Genomic DNA, 20,351 nt, shown 5'->3' on the forward strand with positions numbered 1-20,351 from the left:
GGTTGGGGGCGATTCCTAAGGTTCGGCATCTGACGTCGCTAGCCGGCGGGGCGGCCCTGAGCCTGCTCGCCTGCCTGCGAGCCGAGGCCGCGGAGCCGAGATTCCGCCTCTCCATCCCGCCCAAGCCCTATGCCGACGCCCTTATCGACCTGGGCCTGCAGGCGCAGGTCTCCATCGTGGGCGTCGAGGCCTGCGGCGTCGCCGGCCAGGCCGGCCTCAGAGGGGCCTACACCCTCAGCGCGGCGTTGACCCGGCTCACGGCGGGCGCCCCCTGCACGTTCCGCATCGTGGACCCCCGCACCGTGCGGATCGGCACGCGCGCGCCCGAGCCGGCGGTGAGCGAGCCCGTGCGGCCCACCACCTTGGTCGGCGAGGTGCTGGTCACCGCCACCAAGCGCCCGGCCCTGGTGGGCAGCCTGCCCGCCGGCGTCAGCGTCATCCCGCAGGGCCAGATCGAGCTCACCGGCGCGGCGGACCCCTCCCAGACCACCGCCCAGGTCGCGGGCGTGCTCACCACCAACCTGGGGCCTGGCCGCGATAAGTTCCTGGTTCGGGGTATCTCCGACGGCGCCTTCACCGGGCGGGCGCGGTCCACCGTCTCCACCTACCTCGACGACACGCCGATCAACTACAACGCCCCCGATCCGGCCCTGCGGCTGGTGGACGTGGACCGGATCGAGGTGCTGCGCGGGCCGCAGGGGGCGCTCTACGGCTCGGGCGCGATCAGCGGCATCTACCGGATCGTCACCCGCAAGCCCGAGCTCGGCCGCCTCGGCGGCGGAGCAGCCGGCCTCGTGGCGGCCACCGACGGCGGCGACCCGAGCTACGAGGCCGAGGGCTACGTCAACGTCCCCCTCCTTTCCGACCGCGCGGCGCTGCGGCTGGTGGGCTACCACGAGGTCCAGGGCGGCTACCTCGACGACGTGAACCTGCGCATCTCCAACGTCGACCGCGTGCTGCGGGAGGGCGGGCGGGTCGCCCTGCGCCTCGACCTCTCGCCCGCCTGGCGCGTGGACCTGTCCGCCATGGGCCAGCACCTGCGCTCCAGCGACACCCAGTACACCACCGCCACCCAGACCCGGGACCAGCGCGCCAACCGGGTGCGCGAGGCCCACAAGAACGACTTCGCCCAGGCCGGGCTCACGGTGAGCGGCGAGTTGGGCGAGGTGGGGCTATCCTCCTCGCTGGCCTTCGTGCGCCACATCTTCGCCAGCCACTACGACGCCTCGGCGGCGCTGGTGAACCTGGGCTTCAGCGACCAGGGCGTGGCCATCTACATCGATCGGGCCGCGGTCGACATGTGGGTGCAGGACCTCGTGCTGCGCTCGCTCGGGACCGGGCGCTTCAGCTGGCTCGCCGGCGTCTATCTCGCCGACACCGACGAGCACACGCCCGGCACGTTCCGCCACCAGGTCTCCGGCGCCGCCACCCTGGCCACCATCTATTCCGAGGCGCGCCACAGCCGCCTGAGCGAGCTCGCCCTCTACGGCGAAGGCAGCTGGGCATTCGCCCCGGGCTGGAGCGCCTCGCTGGGCGGTCGGCTCTTCGAGAACCGCGTGCGGACATCGTCGCAGATCGTCGCGGTGGCGCCCTTCGCGTCGCGCGCCAGCGACAACAGCCGGCGGTTCCGCGGGCTGTCGCCGAAACTGTCGGTGCAGCGGACGTTCGACAACGGCGACCTGGTCTACGCCCTCTATTCCGAGGGGCACCGGCCCGGCGGCTTCAACTCCAGCGGCTTCTTCCCGATCCGGCCCAGCCGGCTGGAGTTCAACCCCGACCGGCTGCGCAACTACGAGGTGGGCGCCAAGCTGCGCCTGCTGGACCGTCGGCTGGGCGTCCGTGCAGCGGTCTATTACGACCTCTGGGACGATATCCAGACCGACCAGTACCGCGCCGTGGGCCTCTCCTATACGGCCAATGTAGGCGATGCCCGCATCCTCGGGCTGGAGGCGGAGGTGGGCTACGACTTCGACTTCGGCCTGTCGCTGCAGGCCAATGTGATGCTGGCCAATTCCGACCTGACGCGGGTCAATCCCGACTTCCCGCTGGTAAATGCCGCCGCGCCGCCGATGCCGATCATCGACGAGTTGCCCGGCGTCCCGAAGAGCTCCGGCGGCCTCCTGGCCATCTACGAGCGCGGCCTGCCCCGCGGCCTGACCCTGCGGCTGGCCGGCGAGGCGGGCTACGTCGGGGCCTCGGTGCAGTCGTTCAACGCCGCCCTGCCCACCGCCAGCGGCAACTACGTCAACGCCAAGCTCTCGGCGGAGGTCGCCAGCGAGGCCTGGAGCGCCGGCCTGTTCATATCGAACCCGGCCAACGAGGCGGGCAACACCTTCGCCTACGGCAACCCCTTCAGCCTGAGCCAGGTGCGCCAGGTCACGCCGCAGCGCCCACGCACCATCGGCCTGCGCCTCGCCGCCGCTTTCTGAAAATCGGCGTTAGCCCACTGGGGGGCGCGCCCAAGCGGCGCCGTCATACCGACAGGAGGAGCTGTTCAGTGGTGAGGCTGACCGCGCTCGTCTGCGCGCACAATCAGGAAGCCCAGCTGTCGCAGTGCCTGCGCAGCCTCTCCTTCTGCGACCAGATCGTCGTCGTCGCCGACCGCTGCACGGATCGTTCCGCCGAGATCGCGCGCCGCCACGGCGCGGTGGTCGTCAGCGGCATCTTCCCCCTGGAGAGCCAGCGCCGCGCCGCCGGCCTTGAGGCCGCCTCGGGCGACTGGATCTTCGAGGTCGCCCCGGACGAGCAGGTCAGCTCTGCCCTCGCCTGGGAAATCCGCGCCACCCTGAAGATGAAGCCGGTCGGCGACTGGTTCGAGGCCCCCATACACAACTACGTCGGCGAGGACCTCGTCCGCTGCGGCTGGACCGGCGGCCTCTCCGCCGTGAAGAGCCCCCGCCTCTACCGCCCCTGGGCCAAAGCCTGGGCCGACCGGCGCGTGGCGCAGGCGACCATGTCCGGCGCGCCCGCCGGCGCCCTGAAGGGCGCGCTGCGCCGCAACCTGGCCGACAACTCCGCCGAACTGGTCCAGCGGCTGAACGCCCTGGCGGCGCTGGCCGCCGAGGACCTTGCCGACGCCCGCCGGCCCGGCGCCCTGCCGGGCGCCCTCTTCCGCGGGCTCCGGGCCTTCGCCGCCGCCTACCTGCGTGCGCAGGCGTGGCGGGAAGGCCGTCTGGGCTTCCTGGCGGCGCTCTGCGGCGCGCTGTACCCGGTGCTCGCCCACCTGCGCGCCTGCGAGGTGATCGAGGCCCGCGCCCGCGCCGCCGCCGTTCCCGTCGAGCATCCGGAAGTGGTGGGCCTCGGCGCCCGCTGACGCTATCCTGCGCGGATGCAGAATGTCCTCCAGGACATCGAACGCGCGCTCGGCCCCGCCGCCCTCGTCACCGGCGACCTCGCCGGCAACCTGCACCTGATCGCCGGCGTCGGCCTGTCCCGCACACCGGAAGAGGTCGCCCTGATGCGGGCGCTGAACACGGCGCGCGATCCCGAAGAACATCCTCAATCCGGGCAAGGTGGTGGGCGAGCACCGGCCGGCTGATCACGAAGGGAGACCGACATGCGTATGCCCCTCATTGGAGCCCTGACGGCCGCGGCGCTGGCGGCCGCCACCGCGGCCTCGGCCCATCACGGCTGGGCCGGCTATCTGGACGAGGAGTTCGAGCTGTCCGGCACGGTGGTCGCAGCGGAGCTGGTCAATCCCCATGGCCTGGTCAAGGTGAGGGCCCAGGGCGGGGTCTGGGACGTGATGCTCGCGCCGATGCCGGCGATCCAGCGGGCGGGGCTGCGGCCGGACGCGCTGCCGGCGGGCGCCAAGGTCACGGCCCGCGGCCATCGCCATCGCGACGCGCAGCGCCTTGAGATGAAGACTGAACGGCTGGTGGTCGGCGGCAAGACCTACGACCTCTATCCCAACCGGGACTAGCGTCGGACCTGCCACTCCGTCTGCGGGAGGTCGACGACGTCGGGATCGGCGGTGCGCCGCAGGCCGAGGCCGGTCTTCGGCATCTCGGCCTTGCCGAAGCGCTTCTCGATGTCCTTCTGCAGGGCGCGCGCGGCCATGAGGTGGCCTGGGAACAGGGTGTCCACCAGCGAGCCCACCAGCCAGATGGTGGAGCTGGCGCTGTCCGCGGCCAGGTAGGCGCCCATGCGGATCAGCGTGCCCTTCGAAGCGCCGGCCTGGATGGCCTCGTGGATCAGTAGGCCCGCGGCGCCCACCGAGTAGACGGTGCCCGCGCCCGGCACCCACGCCAGCACGCCGTCGAGGCCCAGGCCGATGGGCCCCACGCCGACGATCCGGTCGGAGAGGCGGCGGATGCGCTCGGCGATGCGCCAGGCGCGGTGGGCGCGGTCTTGGGTGACGTCCATGGCGGCTTCAACGCCGCGGCTAGCCCCAGAGTTCGGATGACGGCGGTTCCAGCATCGATCCGGTCACCGTCAGGCCGGGCTCCCGGTCCCGGGCAAGCAGCAGCGGCCCGTCGAGATCGGCGACCTTCACGCCCTGCGCCAGGATCATTGCCGGCGCGGCCGCCAGCGAGGTCGCCACCATCGACCCCACCATGATCTCGAACCCGGCCGCCTGCGCCTCTCGTTTGAGGGCGAGCGCCTCGGTGAGCCCGCCCGCCTTGTCGAGCTTGATGTTCACATAGGCATAGCGGCCGCGGCAGGCGGCGAGCTCGGCGCGGGTGTGGAGGGTCTCGTCGGCGCAGAGGGGGACGGGGCTGTCGTAGCCGTCCAGCTCCGCGTCGTGGCCGGCGGGCAGCGGCTGCTCGATGAGCTGGACATCGAGGCGGGCGAGCTCCGGGGCTAGGCGCTGCAGGTCGTCGAAGCTCAGGGCCTCGTTGGCGTCGACGACGAGGCGCGTCTTCGGGGCGGCGGCGCGCACGGCTTCGACGCGGTCGAGGTCGTCGGGCCCGCCGAGCTTAAGCTTCAGCATCGGGCGGCGCGCTTCGGCGCTGGCAGCGTGCGCCATCTCCTCCGGCGAGCCGAGGCTGATCGTGAGGCAGGTCTTCACCGGGTCGAGGCGGGAAAGCCCCGCCAGCGTCCAGGCGCGGACGCCCTTCTGCTTGGCCTCGAGGTCCCACAGGGCGCAGTCCAGCGCGTTGCGGGCGGCGCCGGGCGAGAGGATGTCCTGCAGCCTGTCCCGCGAGATTTCGCGCGGGACTTCGGCCAGCTGCGCCAGCACGCCGTCGACGGTCTCCCCATAGCGGGCGTAGGGCACCGCCTCGCCGCGCCCGACGTGAGCGCCGTCGGCGATCTCGACGACGACAACCTCGGCCTCGATCTTGGCGCCGCGGGCGATGACGAAGGCGGCCGCCAGCGGCCAGCGCTCGGCGCGGGCTGAGATACGCCTCAGGCCATGTCCCCCGCGGCGGCGTCGATCAACAGGAAGAGCCGGCCGCCGGGGCTCGCCAGGAGCTCGGCCATGGCGAAGCCTTCGGGGTCCTTCACCGCCGCGTCCTGCACCAGCGGCTGGTAAGCCGAGAGGTAGCCTTCGACGCGCCGGCGCAGGTCGTCGTCGCCGGCGAGCCGGCGCGATATCCGGCGGGTGGCGGCGGGCGCCAGGCGGCGGACCACCTTGCGGGCCCCCTCCATATCGCCGGTCTGCACGGCGGCGGCGACCTCGTCCACGCGGGCCTTGAGAAGCAACTTTGCGGGGTCCACGCCCATCTCGCCGAGCTCGGCAGTGAGCTTCTTCTCCAGGGCGGCAGGATCGGCCTCGCCGCCGTCGATGGAAGCCAGCAGGTCCTTCCAGCCCCACCCTTCGTTGTCCTTGGCTGCGGCGGCGGGCGGCGGCCCGCCGGCGGCCTCGAACACCTGGCTGAACTCCTCGTCTGTGGCGGTCGGCGTGAGCTTCAGGCGCGGACGCAGACCCAGGCGTTGGGCGAGCGGGGTCTCGGCGGCGGCGGGCTTGGCCGCCTTGCCGGCCGGAGCGGGGGCCGGCTCGACAAGGTCGTCCAGTTCGAGGTCCGGCTCCTCCGCCTCAGGCTCGGGCGCCGGCGCAGGCGGCGGCTTCGGCACATAGGCGGCCGAGAAGCTGGCCATCGGTGCGCGCTGGACGGGCGGCGTGGCCGGTGGGCGCGGCGGCGGCGAGGCGGCCGCGAGCGGCGGCGGGGCGGCGGCGGCGGAGCCCATGAGCCGGACAGCCTCGCTGAGCATCTCGAAGTTGCGGCGTACGCGCTCCTGGAAGGCGACGTCGATCGCCTGCGCCTCCTCGGCGGTGCGGCGGGCGGCGTCCATCAAGGCGTCGATGCCGTGTTCCACCGCGCTCCTCACCGCGTCCACCTGGCCACGCGCGGCGACCGGCAGGCTGGCGGCGCGGGCCTCCAGTTCGCCCATCATAGCCTCGAGCTCGGTGAGCGTGGCGCGCGCCGCGGCCGCGCCCTCGTCGAGCCGCCGGGCGGTGGCCGCGCCGGCCTCGTCGACCATCTTCGAGGACTGCTCCACCAGGGCGCGCGCCTCCTCCAGCCGCTTCTCGAAGACCTCGTTGGCCTTCTGGCCAGCGGTGAAAGCGGCTTCGGAGAGCTGGTCCACCTGCTCGCGCGCGGTGGTCGCGTGGCGGGCGGCGGCCTCGCGGGTCTCCTCGGCGGCTCGGTGCAAGGCCTCGATGGCCGCGCGGGTCTGCGCCTCCAGCTCGGCGCGCTCGCGGGCGGCGGCCTGGGAGACCGCGTCCAGCGACTGCACCGTCGACTGGCCGAACTCCTCGCGCTCGGCGCGCGCGGTCTCGGCAAGGTCGCGGAACTGCTCGGCAGCGTCGGCCATCAGGCCCTTCAGCGTCTCGCCGCCCTTGGCCGCCCGGTCGCTCATCTCGGCGGCCGAGAGCCTTGCCTGGCTGATGAACTCGGAGAGCTTGGCGGCATGCGCCTCGGCCTCGGCGGCGAAGGCCTCGTGGTCGCCCCTCAGCGCCTGGGCCAAGGTGATCAGGGCCTGGCGCTGCTCGGACAGGCCGCCTTCCACAGCCCTCACCTGCTCGGCCACGCCGGTTCCGGCGCTCTCGAGGCGGGCGATGTGGCGTACGAGGTCCTCACCCGCGGTGCGGGCGGCGTCGCCAGCCTCCCCGGCGGCGGCCACGAGATCGGCGGCGCGGGCGGCCAGAGCCGATTCGGCCTCCTTCAGCTGGCTTTCGGCCACCTCGGCGGCGTCAGCGACCATGCGGGCCTGTTGGCCGATGGTCTCGGTGATCTTTGCCGCCTGCCCGTCCAGCGACTGCGACAGCGAGCCCTGGGCTTCGCGAAGGCGGGCCTCGGCGCCGGCGGCGGCGTCGGTCACCGCGCGAGCCTGTTCGGAGATGGTCTCGTTCACCTGCGCGGTGTGGGTGTCGAGGGTGCGGGCGAGGGCCGCCTCCGCCTGGCGGATCTGGCCCTCCGCGGTCTCGGTGGCCTGGACGACCGTGCGCGCCTGCTCGGCCACGGCGTCGACGACGCGAGCGGCCTGCACGTCGAGGGTCTGCGCGAGCTGGCCCAGCTCCGCGCGCTCGCGGCCGAGCGTCCCGGCAAGCTCCTGCGCGGTGCGGACGGACGAGCGGGTGGCGTCGACCAAGGTCTCGGCCTCCGCGGCGATGGCCTGGCGCAGCGCCAGCAGGGTCTCGCGGGCGGCGTCGGCGGCCTCTCCGGCGCGCTGGATCTCGTCGCGGATGCCCTGCACCACGTGGCCGCTGCGGGCCGCCGCGGTTAGCGCCGGCGCCAGCATCTCCTCGGCCATGGCTTTGGCGCGCCGGCTCTCGGCGGCGAGCTTCTGCCCCTGCCGGATCATGTAGGCGGCGCCCCAGACGAAGACCGCCGGCCCGATGGCCAGCAGGGCGAACACCCCGATCGCGAAGGCGTCGACGTTGAACGGGGCGATCGCCCGGCGGTAGCCGAATGCGTAGGCGATGGGCGCGAGCGCCCAAAGCACCGAGATCACCAGCGCCAGCAGGTAGATCGGCCAACCGGACGGGGTGGCGTAGGCGCCCTCCGGGGCGGCGGCCTTCCCGGGCCTGCGGGCTACGGGACGCGGCGGGCTGGTGGTCACCTCGCCGGCGAGCGGCGGCGGCTGCAGCGGCGCAGCCGGCGCGGCCTCCGCGGCCGGGGCGATGAGCGGCTCGGTGGGCGCAGCCTCGCGGAGAGGCTCCGCGGCGTCCCCAGACGCCCCGAAGTTCGTCGGCGCCTGGCGTCTACGGATCGTCATGCGGCCGTCCTTCCACTCCCGCGGGCGGCCGAAATGCGGCGTCCGCGCCCCCAACTTGCGCTACCGCCTAAGGATTACCCACGATGGAGGCCGACGCAAACCGGCTTGGCCGCAGGACTACAGGATCCAGTCTCCCGCGCCGATTTGCCCCGGCCCGACGCCGACCACGTGGATGATGTAGTTCGGCCAGACCGGGTTGCCGCCAGGCCCATCGTGGTCGAACAGCACCTTGGTCCCGCCGGCGTCATCCGAGATCAGCTTCAGCCAGCCGTCGGCGAAGGGGTTGGAGCCGGTGTAGCCCGCCGCGTCCAGCATGGCCGAGACGTCGATCTTGTCGGCGCCCGCCTGGAAGTCGCGGATCTCGGCCGGCGCCCAGTTCTCCGCACGGAACTCGAAGTGGTCTGCCCCGCCGCCGCCGACCAGCACGTCCGAGCCGCGGCTGGAGATGAGGGTATCGTTCCCCGCCCCGCCGTTGAGGGTGGAGCCCGGCCCCGGCGAGGTGACCACCACGCCCTCGCCTGCAGGGGGCGGCGGTGGGGGCGGAGGCGGCGGGGGCTCGCCGGACCCGCCGCCGGTGAGCTGCGCCCACGTGATGGTGCTGGGCTGGTAGCTCCGCCCGTCGGTCACGCCCTTTAGGTCGATGATGAAGGTTCCCCACTGGTCGGCCGTCCCGCGGCCGTCGCTGTCGAGGTAAACCCAGGTGTTGCCGCCGCCGCCGGTCACCAGCCGGATGTAGCCGTCAGCCACCGGGTCGGAGCCGGTGTAACCCACATCAGCCAGCGCGCCGGACAGGTCCAGCCGATCGCTCCCGAGCGCGAAATCGGTGACGGTCGCGTTGCTCCAGGGGACGTCGGCCCAAGCGAACTTGTCCGCCCCGGAGCCGCCAGTGAGCACGTCGGGCCCGCGGCTGGCGTTGAGCGTGTCGTTCCCCGAACCCCCAGTCAGTGTGGAGCCCGGCCCGGGCGAGTTGATCACCTGGCCCCCGGAGGGCGGCGGCTGGGCGGCGTCATCGTTGAGAATGTCCCCGCGCGCAGCCGACGGGCCGAGCGTGCCGCCGGTGACGTTCTGCAGGTTGATCGTGAAGCCCTCGTTTGGCTCCACCGAGCTGTCGCCCACTACGGCGATGTCGATGAACTTCGAGGTCTCGCCCGGGGCGAAGGTGAGCGTCCCGGCCGGCATGGTCCCGCCCGAGAAGTCGGCGGCGTCGGCCGGCGCGCTGCCGGCGCCAAGGACCGAGTACTGAACGGTCGTCTGGCCGCTGGTCTCGCCCTGGCGGTTCACCGTGAACCGCATCGTCGTGACGCCGCTCGAGCCTTCGTTCTGCCCGAGGTAGTTGCTCGTGTAGAAGCCGACAGACGCCTGGGGCGGAGGCGGCGGGGGCTCGCCGGACCCGCCGCCGGTGAGCTGCGCCCACGTGATGGTGCTGGGCTGGTAGCTCCGCCCGTCGGTCACGCCCTTTAGGTCGATGATGAAGGTTCCCCACTGGTCGGCCGTGCCGCGGCCGTCGCTGTCGAGGTAAACCCAGGTGTTGCCGCCGCCGCCGGTCACCAGCCGGATGTAGCCGTCAGCCACCGGGTCGGAGCCGGTGTAACCCACATCAGCCAGCGCGCCGGACAGGTCCAGCCGATCGCTCCCCAGCGCGAAGTCGGTGACGGTCGCGTTGCTCCAGGGGACGTCGGCCCAAGCGAACTTGTCGCCGCCGCCGCCGCCAGTGAGCACGTCGGGCCCGCGGCTGGCGTTCAGGGTGTCGTTTCCCGCACCGCCGGTGAGGGTGGAGCCCGGACCCGCGGAGTTGATCACCTGGCCCAAACCGCTCGGGGCCTGGGCCACCTGTATGCGCAGGAAGGCGCCTGTGGCTTGCGTTCCCCACGAGGCATCGCCGCTCTGAACGGCGTATTGCCAGACGTCCTCCCCCGCGGTCGCGCCCGGCTTCAGCTGGTAGCTGTAGCTGCCGTCCTGCTGGACCGTGAGCGTGCCCCGCGTGGTCTCGGTGTTGCCGACGCTCAGCAGGCGGAAGCCGTCGGCGCCGCGGTCGTTGGCGAACAGGTTGCCGGTCAGCGTCGTCGTCGAGCCCGCCTGGATGGTGCGGCTGTCGTCCACGGCGACCACGCCGTCGTCGATGATCTTCACCCCGAAAGCGTTCTGGATGAGGTCGCCGTCGGCATCGACGACCTTGACCGTCTCGGAGTAGTTCGTCTCGCGCTGGCCGCCCTGGTTCAGGGCGTTCTGCAGCGTATAGCTCAGGTCGAGTCGCTGGGCGGCGGTGTCATAGGTGACCGTCATGCGCCCGGAGCCGAAGTTGTAGGAGACCGGGCCGGCGTAGACGCCGTTGGTCACGATGCTGTTCTGGCCGACCCAGAGGTCGTCCACGCCGTCGGCCGCGTCGACCAGGATGGAGGCAGTCTTCGTCAGCGCCGCGGCGTCGGGCGCCGTGCCCTTGGCCAGGTTCGCCTCGTTCACCGTCAGCACCGGCAGCGTGGTCGAGCCGTCGGCGCCCTTCAGCACGGGCGAACTGTCCCCTGGCGTGGAGGCCGCAATGGTGAGCGTGAACGGCTGCGAGACCTGGCTCTGGTAGCCGGCCTTGTCGTAGGCGATGGCCGTGAAGCTGTAGGTCCCCGGCGCCAGCTGCGAGGAGGTGATCGACAGCGTGGAGCCCGACCCCACGACACCCTGGCCGACGAACTCGCCGTTGGCGAACAGCTTCACGGGCTCGCCGACGGTGGAGCTGGCGTGCGGCGGCGCGCTGGGGTGGCCAGGCGACACGCCCGGCGGCGGCGGCGGCGGCGGCTGCCAGGGATTGCCGTCATTGTCGACGATGAGGTTGAAGGTGGGGGTCGCGTCGTCGGTGGTCGCCCCGTTGGTCATGGTCCCGTGCTGGGCGCCGCCGTCATCCGAGGCGCTCTCGATCGACGGGGCGCGCGGCGGGGTGGTGTCGATGCGGACGCGGTGGTCGGCGGTCCAGGCGCCGGTGTACGGCGAGCCGCCGTTTTCGTACCGGATGGCAGCCTGGATGTCCTGGTACCAGTCGGCGCCCGACATGTCCTGAAGGCTGGGCGCGGGGGCAACCACATAGCCGGCGGCGATGTCGGCAGCGGTGAGCACCGTCAGGGTCTCGCCGCCGCGGTAGTCCGAGTGCAGGACGAGCTTGTCGCCCGCCTGGGCGCCGGCGCCCGCGATCGACACCTTGACGGTGAGCTGAGTGTCGTTGGTGAAGCCCAGGTCCGGCACCGGACCCGTCTGCGGCCCAACGTCGTCGACTACCTCCAGGATGGTCGGGGCCGGGCGGTTGGAGACGGTCAGGCGAACACCAGGGTTGCCCGAGCCGCTGTTGCCGGCGGCGTCGCGGCTCAGCAGGCCGAACACGTGCTCACCATCGGAAAGCGGTTCGGTCGTGAAGCTGAAGTTTACGCTGTAGGGATTGAGCGCTTGCTCGGCGTTGAGCACCAAGAGCGGGCCCACCGGGTGGCCGTCCACCGTGAATTGGAACGTATCGCCTTCGTGGTAGGGCCCCTGGAAGCTACCGCCGGAGAGCGGCGACCAGCGGAGCTCGACGGTGTTGTCGCTGGTCACTCCGCCGCCAGCCGGGGCGTCGGTCTGGTAGTGCACGCCGGCGCGGGGCGTCTCCAGATCGAAGCGGAGGAACCAGTGATCGGACACCGGGCTGGATCCGCCGGCAGCGTAATTCACCAGCGTGGTGAAGCTGCCGTCCCCATACTTGACCCCCGGCGACATCTCGACAAAGCCGGCGGCGACGTGGTCAGCGGTTAGAACGACGGCGGTGTCGTAGGTCCCATAGCCGCTGGAGCGGGCGTTGGAGCGTAGCACGAGGGTGTCGCCCGCCACCGCGCCCGAACCCCCGAGCGAGATGCGGATGACGGGCTCGGCGTCGTTGGTGACGCCCCCGTTCGGGATGGACTGCGGCGGTTGGCCGTCGGGAACGACGTCATCGATGACTTGGGTGATGGTTGGCGCGGACGGCACGGGACAGCTCCCCAGCTAGCGGACAGGCGCGCGCAGCCGCCTCTCCAGCCGGCCGAGCCACGACCAACCGACGGGGATTTTAGAATGTTCCGTATGGAGCCGGCGCTGCCGTGACGGCGCGCGCTAGGCCTTGAGGATCCGAGCCTTGGGTTGGTCGGGGCAGTCTTCCGCCGGCGCAGACAGCTTGTCCGAAAGCTTCTCGAGCTTGCGCTGCGGCGTGCGGGCGACGGTGCGCTCGACGACGGGAGTCGGCCGATCGAGCCTGGGCGTGTCGATCTGGACGCCGAAATGCGAGAAGGCGACGGCCGAGGAATGCACCACCACGGAGGCGACGATTTCCGTCAAAGTCGTCATTGCGAAGCCTCCCTGAGGCCGGTGCGATTCCGGCTACCGTCGTTATAGAAGAACCTGGGCCGTGCCGCGACGGCTGCCAGCGTGAAATTTTCGCAATGTTGCGGTCGGATCAGGACAGGCGGATGACACGGGCGTCTGCGAAGCCCGCGTCCACCACCTTGCGGCGCAGGGCCTCGGCGCGGCTAGCGTCGGCGGGGGCGTGCAGGCTGACCCGGTAGAGCGTGCGCTCGCCGCTCTGCACGACCTCCACGGCCGCGGGCCCGGCGGCCTTCAGCATGACAACGGCGCGCTCGGCGTTCTTCCGCTCCGCGAAGGCGCCCGCCTGCACCCGCCAGGCGGCGAGCGGCGGCGGCGGCAGGAAGGCGGAGCGCAGCTTGGGGAGCGGCTCGGCGGCGGCGAGGCGCACCGGCTCCTGCGCCGGCGCAGGAACAGGGGCCGACGGCGGCGTCGCGGGCGCCGCGGCGGCGAGTTGGACGTCGCGCTTGGCAGGCCTTCGCGCCGCCTGCCGGGTGTCGGGCCGCTCGCGATAGACGACGACCGGGCCGGCGTAGCGGACGCGCACCGCAAGCGGCCTGGCGGGATCGGCGCCCAGGGCGGCGGCGGCGTCGCGGCTGAGGCTGATCAGGGCGCCGCGCAAGGGCGCGCGCTGCTCCACCCGCACCTGCACGGTGGCGAAGGTCTGGACATTGGTGACGCTGACGATGGACGGGATGGCCAGCGGTGCGTCCGCGGCGATCACCGCGGTGGGCATGGCAGGCTCCGCAGCCTTTCCGCGCCGGAAGACGCGGGCGACCCAGGCGCCGAGGCGGCCCTTTTGCCGCGCCGAGCCATGCCAGGCGGCGGTCCCGGTCTTGGCGAACTGCGGCGGCTGCACGGGTGCGTACCAGGCCCCGCCGGAACCAGGGTAGGAGGAGCTGCCGGCCCGAAACAGGCCGCGGACGCCCGCGCCGGTGGGGGTGGGGCCGTTCGTCGCCGCGCACGCGGACAGGGCCGCGCACCCCGCAACGGCCGCGATCAACAACGCCGCTACCTGGCCCACCCGGACGCCGGGCATCAGCAGTCCCCCGCGACAACTCGCCGCCCGTCAGGATGGGCGGCGAAGGTTTTGTTAGTCTTAACAATAGCTTGGCGGGCCCTACTTCCACCTAGCGTTGTTTGTTGACGAGAGGCGGGCGCATGCCGCGTACATGGCCGAGACAACCTCTGTTTGCAGAAAGACAACCGCCAGCGACGTTGTCGGCGACGCCGCCCGCCGTTCGTCCTAGAAGCGAAGAGGCCGACCACCGGCCAGCAGAAGGGAGCGAGTTCGATGCGCGTGATGGTTCTGGTGAAGGCGACCGCCGACAGCGAGGCGGGCGCTATGCCGTCGACGGACCTCCTGGAGGCCATGGGCAAGTACAACGAGGAGCTGGTGAATGCCGGCGTCATGCAGGCCGGCGAAGGCCTGCACCCGTCGGCGCGCGGCAAGCGGATCGCCTTCGACGGCCCGAACCGCACCGTCATCGACGGCCCGTTTTCGGCAACCGGCGAGCTCGTGGCCGGCTTCTGGATCTGGCAGGTGAAGGACCTGGACGAGGCTGTCGCCTGGGCCAAACGTTGCCCCAACCCGATGCCGGGCCCCAGCGAGCTGGAGCTGCGCCCGATTTTCGAGAACGAGGATTTCGGCGACGCGCTCACGCCTGAGCTGTTGGAGCAGGAACAGCGGCTGCGAGCGCGGGCCGGCGGCGCCTGATCAGGCCGCGAGCGAGCCCCGGAAGCTGGCGCCCTCGTGCGCCAGCAGCCACTCCTTGCGCGGCAGGCCGCCGCCGTAGCCGGTGAGGCTGCCGTTGGTCCCGATCACCCGGTGGCAGGGGACCACCACCGCCACCGGATTGGCGCCGTTGGCCAGCCCGACGGCGCGCACGGCCGACGGCCGGCCGATCCGCTCCGCCAAGCCGCGGTAGCTGAGCGTCTCGCCGGCCGGGATGGTGCACAGCGCCTCCCAGACCTTCAGCTGGAACGCCGTCCCGGACGCGCGCCAGGGCACCGCCCCCAATGCGCGCGCGTCGCCCGCGAAATAGGCCTCGAACGGGCCGCGGACCGGGGCGGGCGCCCTGCCCTCCTCCAGCCGCGCGTTCGGATAGTGGCGGCCGATCCAGCGGCGCATGGCCGCCTCGTAGTCCGTCCAGTTGAAGGCCCGGAGCATCCCGGCCTCGTCGGTGACCAGCAGCGCCGTGCCGATCGGCGTGGCGAGGCGGTCGAGCGTTAGGGTCTCAGGCTGCGCGGCGGGCATCGGTCTTCTTCCTCGTGAGGATTTCTTTGGCTTTCGGGGGCTGGACCGCGTCCGCGGCCCACAGGTGCTGGGCCGCGTAGGCGCGCCACGGCCGCCATGCTTGCGAGCGGGCGAGCAGTTGCTGCGGCGTCGGCCGAGCCCCGGCCTCGTCGGTGAGCGCCCGGAGCAGGCCGATGTCGGCATGCGGGAAGGCGTCCGGCTCGCGCAGCTCGCGCAGCGCGATGTACTGGGCCGTCCACTCGCCGACGCCGGGCAGGGCCGACAGCGCGGCGATGGCGCTCTCCAGGTCGGCGCGGGGCGTGAAGATCGTGGGGTCCGCGGCCACGGTGCGGGCCAGCGCCTCCAGCGCCGCCCCGCGCGACCTTGGCATGCCGAGGGCGGCGATGTCGGCCCCGACCAGCCGCTCCGGCGTTGGGAAGACGCACGAGAGGCCGAGGGCGGCGGCGGCCGGATCGTCGATCGGTTCGCCATAGGCTTCCACCAGCTTGGCGGCGAGATTGCGCGCGGCAGTGACGGTGATCTGCTGGCCAAGGATGGCGCGCACCGCGAGCTCGAACCCGTCCCAGGCGCCGGGCGCCCGCAGGCCCGGGCGAGCCGCCACCAGGGGCGCGAGCGCCGGGTCTTGGCTGAGATGGTCTCCGATGAGCCCGGGGTCGGCGGTGAGGTCGAAGACGCGGCGGATGCGGGCGATCACCGCTGGCAGGGCGTGCACCTTCGGGAAGCGGATCTCCGCCACCAGGTAATCGCCCGCCCCCGGCGTGACGATCACGACGCCGCGGGCTCCGTCGACGGCCAGGGTGCGGGCGTAACGGCGCGGCGCGACGGTCTCGACGCCCGGAATGGCGCGGGCGGCCAGGAAGCCGATGATGCCGTCCCAGTCGTAAGGCGCGCGATAGGGCAGGCGCACGGTGATACCGCCGGCCGCGGCGGTCACGTCGGCCGCGTGGCTGCGGCGCAAGAGGCTCGGGGCGCGGCCGAACAGCTGCTGGAAGGTCTCATTGAAACGCCGCACGCTGCCGAAGCCGGACGCCAGCGCCACCTCGCCCATCGGCAGGTGGGTCTCGTGGATCAGCTGCTTGGCGAGCAGGACGCGGCGGGTCTGGGCCACCGCGACGGGTGAGGCGCCCAGGTGCTGCTTGAACAGGCGCCGCAACTGGCGCTCGCCGACGCCAAGGCGCCCCGCGAGGCTGTCCACGTCACCGGCGTCCAGCGCGCCGGATTCGATCAGCGCCAGCGCCCGCGAGACGGTGTTGGAGGTGCCCCGCCAAGCGCCGAGGTCCGGCGAGCTCTCGGGCCGGCAGCGCAGGCAGGGGCGGAAACCCGCCTCCTGGGCCGCGGCCGCGGTCGGGAAGAAGGTCATGTTCTCGGCTTTTGGCGTGCGCGCCGGGCAGACCGGGCGGCAGTAGATCCCCGTCGTCTTCACGCCCGCGAAGATGCGCCCGTCGAACCGCGGATCGCGGGTCAGGAAGGCTCGGCGGCAGGCTTCGAAATCCATGTCCATGCCGCTGAGGATGGGCGCGCTGGTCCGCGGAGTCTCGCGGTTTTCGGACACTCATGGCGGCGCACTGGCGGTTTTCGGACCGGATGCCCGGTGGCCGCCGCCCGGTTGGCCGCAGTCCCGGCCTCTGTATATGATCGCCGATCAGCAGGGGCGCGCGGCTTGAGCAGCATCCACGACATCGCCGCCAGGCCCAAGCGCAGTAACGCCGACCGCAGCGCCGCGACGCGGGAGAAGATCCTCTCCGCCACGATCGAGTGCCTGCATCAGGTGGGCTACCACCAGACGACGACTGTGCTGGTGACCGAGCGGGCGGGCGTGAGCCGCGGGGCCATGCTGCACCACTTCCCCAGCAAGGCCGAACTGATGATCGCGGCGATGGAGTACATCCGCTGCCACATGGGCCAGGCGCACGCCGCCCAACTGACCCCGATCCGCAACGACCGCCAGCGGTTCGCCGCCCTCGTCGACATACTGTGGGGCGAGTACAGCCATCCGGTGGGCTTGGCGCGCATCGAGCTGCTGCTGGCCTCGCGCAGCGACCCGGTCTGCGGCCCGCGCTTCGCCGCCCTCACCGTCGAGCTCGACCGCCGGCACAAAGACAGCATCTGGCCGCTCGCTCAGCGCCTGGGCTTCACCGACCGCAGGCGGGTCGACGCCATCGTCCAGCTATACGCCGCAGCTATCCGCGGCCTCGCCATCGACGCCCTGCAGCCGGAGATGCGGGGCGGCGTCAACGCGGCCGTCGCCCTGCTCCACGACACCATGCTGGCCTGGGCGGACCAGCATGGCGGCGCCGAACAGGACTAGCGGGCCGCGGCCTGGGCCGGCCGCGGGGGAACGTACTTCGGCAGCTTGGCGGCCGCCTGTACCGCCGGCGCCTCGCCGAACACCGCCACCTGGTCGCCGGAGGCCGTGTAGGCCGGCCACGAGAAGCCGCCCGCGCAGGGGATCGAGTTGCCGACCGGCTTGGCCTTGGCGAAGGCCACCCAGCAGGAGTGGATACGCTCCGAGACCGCCCGGTCGTGGTCGGTCACCCGGCTCAGCCCGCCCGTCGCCGCCGTGTTCAGGCTGGCGAAGACGTAGGGGATTTCGGCCGAGTGCGGCGCGCCGTTCGGCTGCTCGGTCTTCCGCCAGGCCGGCACATAGGCGAACTGGTAGAGGAACGAGGGCGCGCCGTCGGCGGCCTGCTGCACGACGGCCAGCGCCGGCTCCTGGCCGCCCTCCCCGTTGTTAGTGCCGACGATCAGCGGCACATCGATCTCCGTCCCAGCCTTGAGTGCATCGACGGTGGCCATGGTGCGGAAGCGGCCGTCGACGACAGCGCCGGTGCCGGAGCGCGCCGCCTGGGTGGTGACGAACTTGTCGGCGGGGACGGCGCGCAGCTGCTCGACAGTGGCGGCGGCTCCGGGCAGACCCACCGCCTCGGCGATCTTCGCGCCGGCGGCCTCGGCGTCGGCCAGCGACTGGCCGGGCCGCAGCGCAGCGCCGGAGTGGATCACCGCCTTGTGGTAGAGCCCCTTGGCGCTGGGCACCGACAGCAGGCTGGTGACCATCGCCCCGCCGGCGCTCTGGCCGAACAGGGTGACGTTCTTCGCGTCACCACCGAAGGCCTTGATGTTGCGCTGGATCCACTGGAGCGCGGCGACGGCGTCCATCAAGGCGTAGCTGCCCAGCGGCTCGTTCGGAGCCGCCGCCTTGGTCAACGCCGGATGCGCGAAACCGCCCAGCGCGCCTAGGCGGTAGTTGGCGGTGACCAGGATCACGCCGTCGCGGGCGAAGGACGTGCCGTTGTAGGCGCCCAGGTGGGCGCCACCGAGGTAGCCCGCGCCGCCGTAGAGCCACAGCATGACCGGAGCGTTCTTCGCGTTCGGGGGGACCCAGACGTTCAGGTAGAGGCAGTCCTCGCTGGTGGCGCCGGAGACGCCGCCGCCATTGGCGCGGCCGTCCGCGTTGATCGGCTGCGGGCACGGCAGCTGGAATTGGGTGGCGTCGCGGACGCCCTGCCACCGCGCCGGCGTCTGGGGCGGTTTCCAGCGAAGGACGCCGACCGGCGGCTGAGCGAAGGGGATGCCCTTGAAGACGTTCACGCCGTTCTGCGACGCGCCGACGAGCCGGCCCGTGTCGATCACGGCCCGCGGCGGCTCGGCGGCGGACGCGCCGCCGGCGATCAGGATCAATGCGGACGCAAGTCCGGCCACGGTCTTCATGGATGCCTCCCTTGGATCTTCCCGTCTTCGCGGCTGTTGGCGTGAGCTTACAGTCACGGCTGACGGATATCGAGGGGGGGCAAGACGTCGGAAACCCCTTTGTGGCACAAGGCGCGCTGAAGACGGGGGAACGAGCCGATGGCCGGCGTCATCTACCTCTTGAACGGGCCGAACCTGAACCTGCTGGGCCAGCGGGAGCCGGAGATCTACGGCTCCACGACGCTCGCTGAGGTGGAGGCCCGCTGCCAGGCCGCCGCCGAGCGGCATGGCTTCAGCCTCGTCGCGCGGCAGACGAACCGCGAATACGAGATTATCGACTGGCTGCAGGAGGCGAGGACGGAAGCGGCCGGGATCGTGATCAATCCGGCGGCCTTCTCGTACCACTCGGTTCCGATCCTCGACGCCATGAAGATGTGCCCCTGCCCGATCGTCGAGGTGCACATCTCCAACATCCACCGCCGCGAGGAATGGCGGGCCCGCACCCTGCTCTCGCAGGCCGCCACCGGCACGATCAGCGGCCTGGGGGTCGCGGGCTACGCGCTCGCCATCGACTACCTGGTGGGGGCGCTCGCCTAGAGGGCCGCGGCCAGCCGCTTGTCGCGAGCGATCGAGATCGAGGCGACGATGTGGGCGACCACCGTCAGCACGATGATCGGGATGAGCCAGGCAAAGCCCACCGCCAGCGAGTTGTCGCCGTGTTCCGGCTTCATGGCGTCGGAGATCCGGCCCACGTAGACCGGGCCGATGCCGAGGCCGACGATGTTCAGGATGAACAGCAGCACGGCGCCGGCCATCGTCCGCTGACCCGGTGGGACGGCGTTCTGCACCACCGTCAGCGCCGGGGCCAGGTAGGTGGTGTTGAGCAGCGCCGGCACGGCCATGAACACGAGGGCGAGCTGCCAGGTCGGCGCCCAGAGCATCAGGATCCAGAACGGGATGGTGATGGCGAAGCCGATCGCCGGGACCCAGGCGAACCAGCGCCGGTCGCGCTTGGCGAGCTTGTCGACCAGCCATCCGGCCGCAAAGGTCCCGATGATGCCGGTGACCCCCAGCATGATGGCGTAGAAGTCCGCCACCTGGGTCAGCGTCATGCCCTTCACCCGCATCAGGAACGGCGGGTTCCAGCTCAGCGCGGCGTAGCCGACGAAGGCGGAGAGCGCGCTGGAGACCGCGGTCAGCACCAGGGTCCGGTTCGAGAAGAAGGCGGCGACCGAGGTGAAGATCGGCGGCGGGGGCTCGTGCTCCTTGCCGTCGATGTGCGGGTCGAGGCCGCCGCGCTTTGGCTCCTTCACCACGAACAGCATCACGATGGCGAGGATGATGCCGGGGACGCCAAGGGCGAAGAAGGCCGTCTGCCAGCCGTAGGCGGCGGCGATCCGGCCCGCGGCGAAGGCCCCGAGCATCGAGCCCACCGGCACGCCCAGGGAGTAGAGCGCGAGGCCCGTGCCGCGCTTCTCGGGCGGGAAGTAGTCGGAGATCAGGCTGTAGGAGGGCGGCGAGCCGCCGGCCTCGCCGACACCTACGCCCATCCGGTAGAGCGCCAGTTGGACGAAGCTGGTGGCCGTGCCGCAAAGCGCCGTGAACAGACTCCAGAGCGCGCAGGCGCCCGAGATGATCCACACGCGCCGGCCGCGGTCGGCCATCCAGGCCACGGGAATCCCAAAGGTCGTGTAGAAGGCCGCGAACGCGATGCCGCCCAGCATGCCGAGCTGGGTGTCGGTGAGGTTGAGGTCCTTGCGGATCGGCTCGGCCAGGATCGAGATGATCTGCCGGTCGAGGAAGTTCAACGTGTAGATGAGCGCCAGGAAGATGGCGACGAAGTAGCTGTACCCGCCCACCGTCCCACGGCCGGCCACACCTTGTGCGCTCATTG

Annotated in this window: 17 protein-coding genes; 7 read left to right on the top strand and 10 right to left on the bottom strand. The window is 71.8% G+C overall.

Translation table 11 applies throughout. The annotated features are described in order from the left end of the window. Nucleotides 1–2: 2 nt before the first annotated feature. From VIL76_RS08675 to VIL76_RS08690, 4 genes are all read left to right on the top strand, one after another. Nucleotides 3–2,429: a TonB-dependent receptor gene (locus tag VIL76_RS08675; protein ID WP_332044623.1), complete on the top strand. Its 2,427-nt coding sequence runs from the start codon at nt 3–5 to the stop codon at nt 2,427–2,429. A 71-nt stretch (nt 2,430–2,500) separates the two neighbouring features. Then, nucleotides 2,501–3,313, top strand: a complete 813-nt coding sequence (locus VIL76_RS08680) for a glycosyltransferase family 2 protein (protein ID WP_332044624.1) — start codon at nt 2,501–2,503, stop codon at nt 3,311–3,313. Nucleotides 3,314–3,328: 15 nt separating this feature from the next. After that, nucleotides 3,329–3,538 carry a hypothetical protein gene (locus tag VIL76_RS08685; protein WP_332044625.1) on the top strand — a complete coding sequence of 70 codons (210 nt, stop codon included), beginning with the start codon at nt 3,329–3,331 and terminating at the stop codon, nt 3,536–3,538. Nucleotides 3,539–3,556: 18 nt separating this feature from the next. Further along, complete coding sequence (locus VIL76_RS08690) at nt 3,557–3,922, top strand: DUF6152 family protein (RefSeq protein ID WP_332044626.1); 366 nt, start codon at nt 3,557–3,559, stop codon at nt 3,920–3,922. Here VIL76_RS08690 and VIL76_RS08695 read toward each other — a convergent pair. The 6 genes from VIL76_RS08695 to VIL76_RS08720 form a co-directional block, all read right to left on the bottom strand. Further along, on the bottom strand, nt 3,919–4,365 hold the full coding sequence (locus VIL76_RS08695; protein ID WP_332044627.1) for a DUF4112 domain-containing protein: 447 nt from the start codon (nt 4,363–4,365) through the stop codon (nt 3,919–3,921). The two genes, VIL76_RS08690 and VIL76_RS08695, sit on opposite strands and share 4 nt — an antisense overlap. 19 nt (nt 4,366–4,384) lie before the next feature. Beyond that, nucleotides 4,385–5,353 (bottom strand): N-acetyl-D-Glu racemase DgcA, encoded by a 969-nt coding sequence (dgcA, locus tag VIL76_RS08700; RefSeq protein WP_332044794.1) that lies wholly within the window; start codon nt 5,351–5,353, stop codon nt 4,385–4,387. After that, nucleotides 5,350–8,163: a polar localization protein TipN gene (locus VIL76_RS08705; RefSeq protein ID WP_332044628.1), complete on the bottom strand. Its 2,814-nt coding sequence runs from the start codon at nt 8,161–8,163 to the stop codon at nt 5,350–5,352. The genes dgcA and VIL76_RS08705 overlap by 4 nt, the downstream gene beginning before the upstream one ends. A gap of 117 nt (nt 8,164–8,280) precedes the next feature. Beyond that, a complete protein-coding gene (locus VIL76_RS08710; protein ID WP_332044629.1) occupies nt 8,281–12,144 on the bottom strand; it encodes a M10 family metallopeptidase C-terminal domain-containing protein in 3,864 nt (1,287 codons plus the stop codon). Between the two features lie 123 nt (nt 12,145–12,267). Continuing rightward, entirely contained in the window at nt 12,268–12,498 is a 231-nt protein-coding gene (locus VIL76_RS08715) for a hypothetical protein (RefSeq protein ID WP_332044630.1), read from the bottom strand. Between the two features lie 109 nt (nt 12,499–12,607). Further along, nucleotides 12,608–13,552, bottom strand: a complete 945-nt coding sequence (locus VIL76_RS08720) for an SPOR domain-containing protein (RefSeq protein WP_332044631.1) — start codon at nt 13,550–13,552, stop codon at nt 12,608–12,610. 255 nt (nt 13,553–13,807) lie between these two features. On the opposite strand from VIL76_RS08720, the gene VIL76_RS08725 reads away from it, so the two are divergent. Further along, nucleotides 13,808–14,230, top strand: a complete 423-nt coding sequence (locus VIL76_RS08725; RefSeq protein ID WP_332044632.1) for a YciI family protein — start codon at nt 13,808–13,810, stop codon at nt 14,228–14,230. Here VIL76_RS08725 and VIL76_RS08730 read toward each other — a convergent pair whose 3' ends face one another. Both VIL76_RS08730 and VIL76_RS08735 read right to left on the bottom strand, forming a co-directional pair. Further along, a complete protein-coding gene (locus VIL76_RS08730) occupies nt 14,231–14,770 on the bottom strand; it encodes a methylated-DNA--[protein]-cysteine S-methyltransferase (protein WP_332044633.1) in 540 nt (179 codons plus the stop codon). Then, nucleotides 14,751–16,322: an AlkA N-terminal domain-containing protein gene (locus tag VIL76_RS08735; protein ID WP_332044634.1), complete on the bottom strand. Its 1,572-nt coding sequence runs from the start codon at nt 16,320–16,322 to the stop codon at nt 14,751–14,753. Before VIL76_RS08735 ends, VIL76_RS08730 begins: the two co-directional genes overlap by 20 nt. Nucleotides 16,323–16,430: 108 nt before the next feature. On the opposite strand from VIL76_RS08735, the gene VIL76_RS08740 reads away from it, so the two are divergent. Further along, complete coding sequence (locus VIL76_RS08740) at nt 16,431–17,078, top strand: helix-turn-helix domain-containing protein (protein ID WP_332044635.1); 648 nt, start codon at nt 16,431–16,433, stop codon at nt 17,076–17,078. On the opposite strand, the gene VIL76_RS08745 is transcribed toward VIL76_RS08740, so the two are convergent. After that, entirely contained in the window at nt 17,075–18,478 is a 1,404-nt protein-coding gene (locus VIL76_RS08745) for a carboxylesterase/lipase family protein (protein ID WP_332044636.1), read from the bottom strand. The genes VIL76_RS08740 and VIL76_RS08745 overlap by 4 nt on opposite strands. Nucleotides 18,479–18,616: 138 nt before the next feature. Between VIL76_RS08745 and aroQ the strand changes: the two genes are divergently transcribed. Continuing rightward, nucleotides 18,617–19,054 carry a type II 3-dehydroquinate dehydratase gene (gene aroQ, locus VIL76_RS08750; RefSeq protein ID WP_332044637.1) on the top strand — a complete coding sequence of 146 codons (438 nt, stop codon included), beginning with the start codon at nt 18,617–18,619 and terminating at the stop codon, nt 19,052–19,054. On the opposite strand, the gene VIL76_RS08755 is transcribed toward aroQ, so the two are convergent. After that, nucleotides 19,051–20,349, bottom strand: coding sequence for an MFS transporter (locus tag VIL76_RS08755; RefSeq protein ID WP_332044638.1), 1,299 nt, complete (start codon nt 20,347–20,349; stop codon nt 19,051–19,053). The two genes, aroQ and VIL76_RS08755, sit on opposite strands and share 4 nt — an antisense overlap. Nucleotides 20,350–20,351 lie beyond the last annotated feature (2 nt).

Source organism: Phenylobacterium sp. (assembly GCF_036563285.1).
GTDB lineage: Bacteria > Pseudomonadota > Alphaproteobacteria > Caulobacterales > Caulobacteraceae > Phenylobacterium.

Excerpts from the sequence above, each read along its gene's own strand:
- VIL76_RS08685 (WP_332044625.1), top strand. The coding sequence starts at position 3,329 with ATGCAGAATGTCCTCCAGGACATCGAACGCGCGCTCGGCCCCGCCGCC.
- VIL76_RS08705 (WP_332044628.1), bottom strand. The coding sequence starts at position 8,163 with ATGACGATCCGTAGACGCCAGGCGCCGACGAACTTCGGGGCGTCTGGG.
- VIL76_RS08715 (WP_332044630.1), bottom strand. The coding sequence starts at position 12,498 with ATGACGACTTTGACGGAAATCGTCGCCTCCGTGGTGGTGCATTCCTCG.
- VIL76_RS08725 (WP_332044632.1), top strand. The coding sequence starts at position 13,808 with ATGCGCGTGATGGTTCTGGTGAAGGCGACCGCCGACAGCGAGGCGGGC.
- VIL76_RS08720 (WP_332044631.1), bottom strand. The coding sequence starts at position 13,552 with ATGCCCGGCGTCCGGGTGGGCCAGGTAGCGGCGTTGTTGATCGCGGCC.
- VIL76_RS08745 (WP_332044636.1), bottom strand. The coding sequence starts at position 18,478 with ATGAAGACCGTGGCCGGACTTGCGTCCGCATTGATCCTGATCGCCGGC.
- VIL76_RS08695 (WP_332044627.1), bottom strand. The coding sequence starts at position 4,365 with ATGGACGTCACCCAAGACCGCGCCCACCGCGCCTGGCGCATCGCCGAG.
- aroQ (WP_332044637.1), top strand. The coding sequence starts at position 18,617 with ATGGCCGGCGTCATCTACCTCTTGAACGGGCCGAACCTGAACCTGCTG.
- VIL76_RS08730 (WP_332044633.1), bottom strand. The coding sequence starts at position 14,770 with ATGCCCGCCGCGCAGCCTGAGACCCTAACGCTCGACCGCCTCGCCACG.
- VIL76_RS08755 (WP_332044638.1), bottom strand. The coding sequence starts at position 20,349 with ATGAGCGCACAAGGTGTGGCCGGCCGTGGGACGGTGGGCGGGTACAGC.
- VIL76_RS08690 (WP_332044626.1), top strand. The coding sequence starts at position 3,557 with ATGCGTATGCCCCTCATTGGAGCCCTGACGGCCGCGGCGCTGGCGGCC.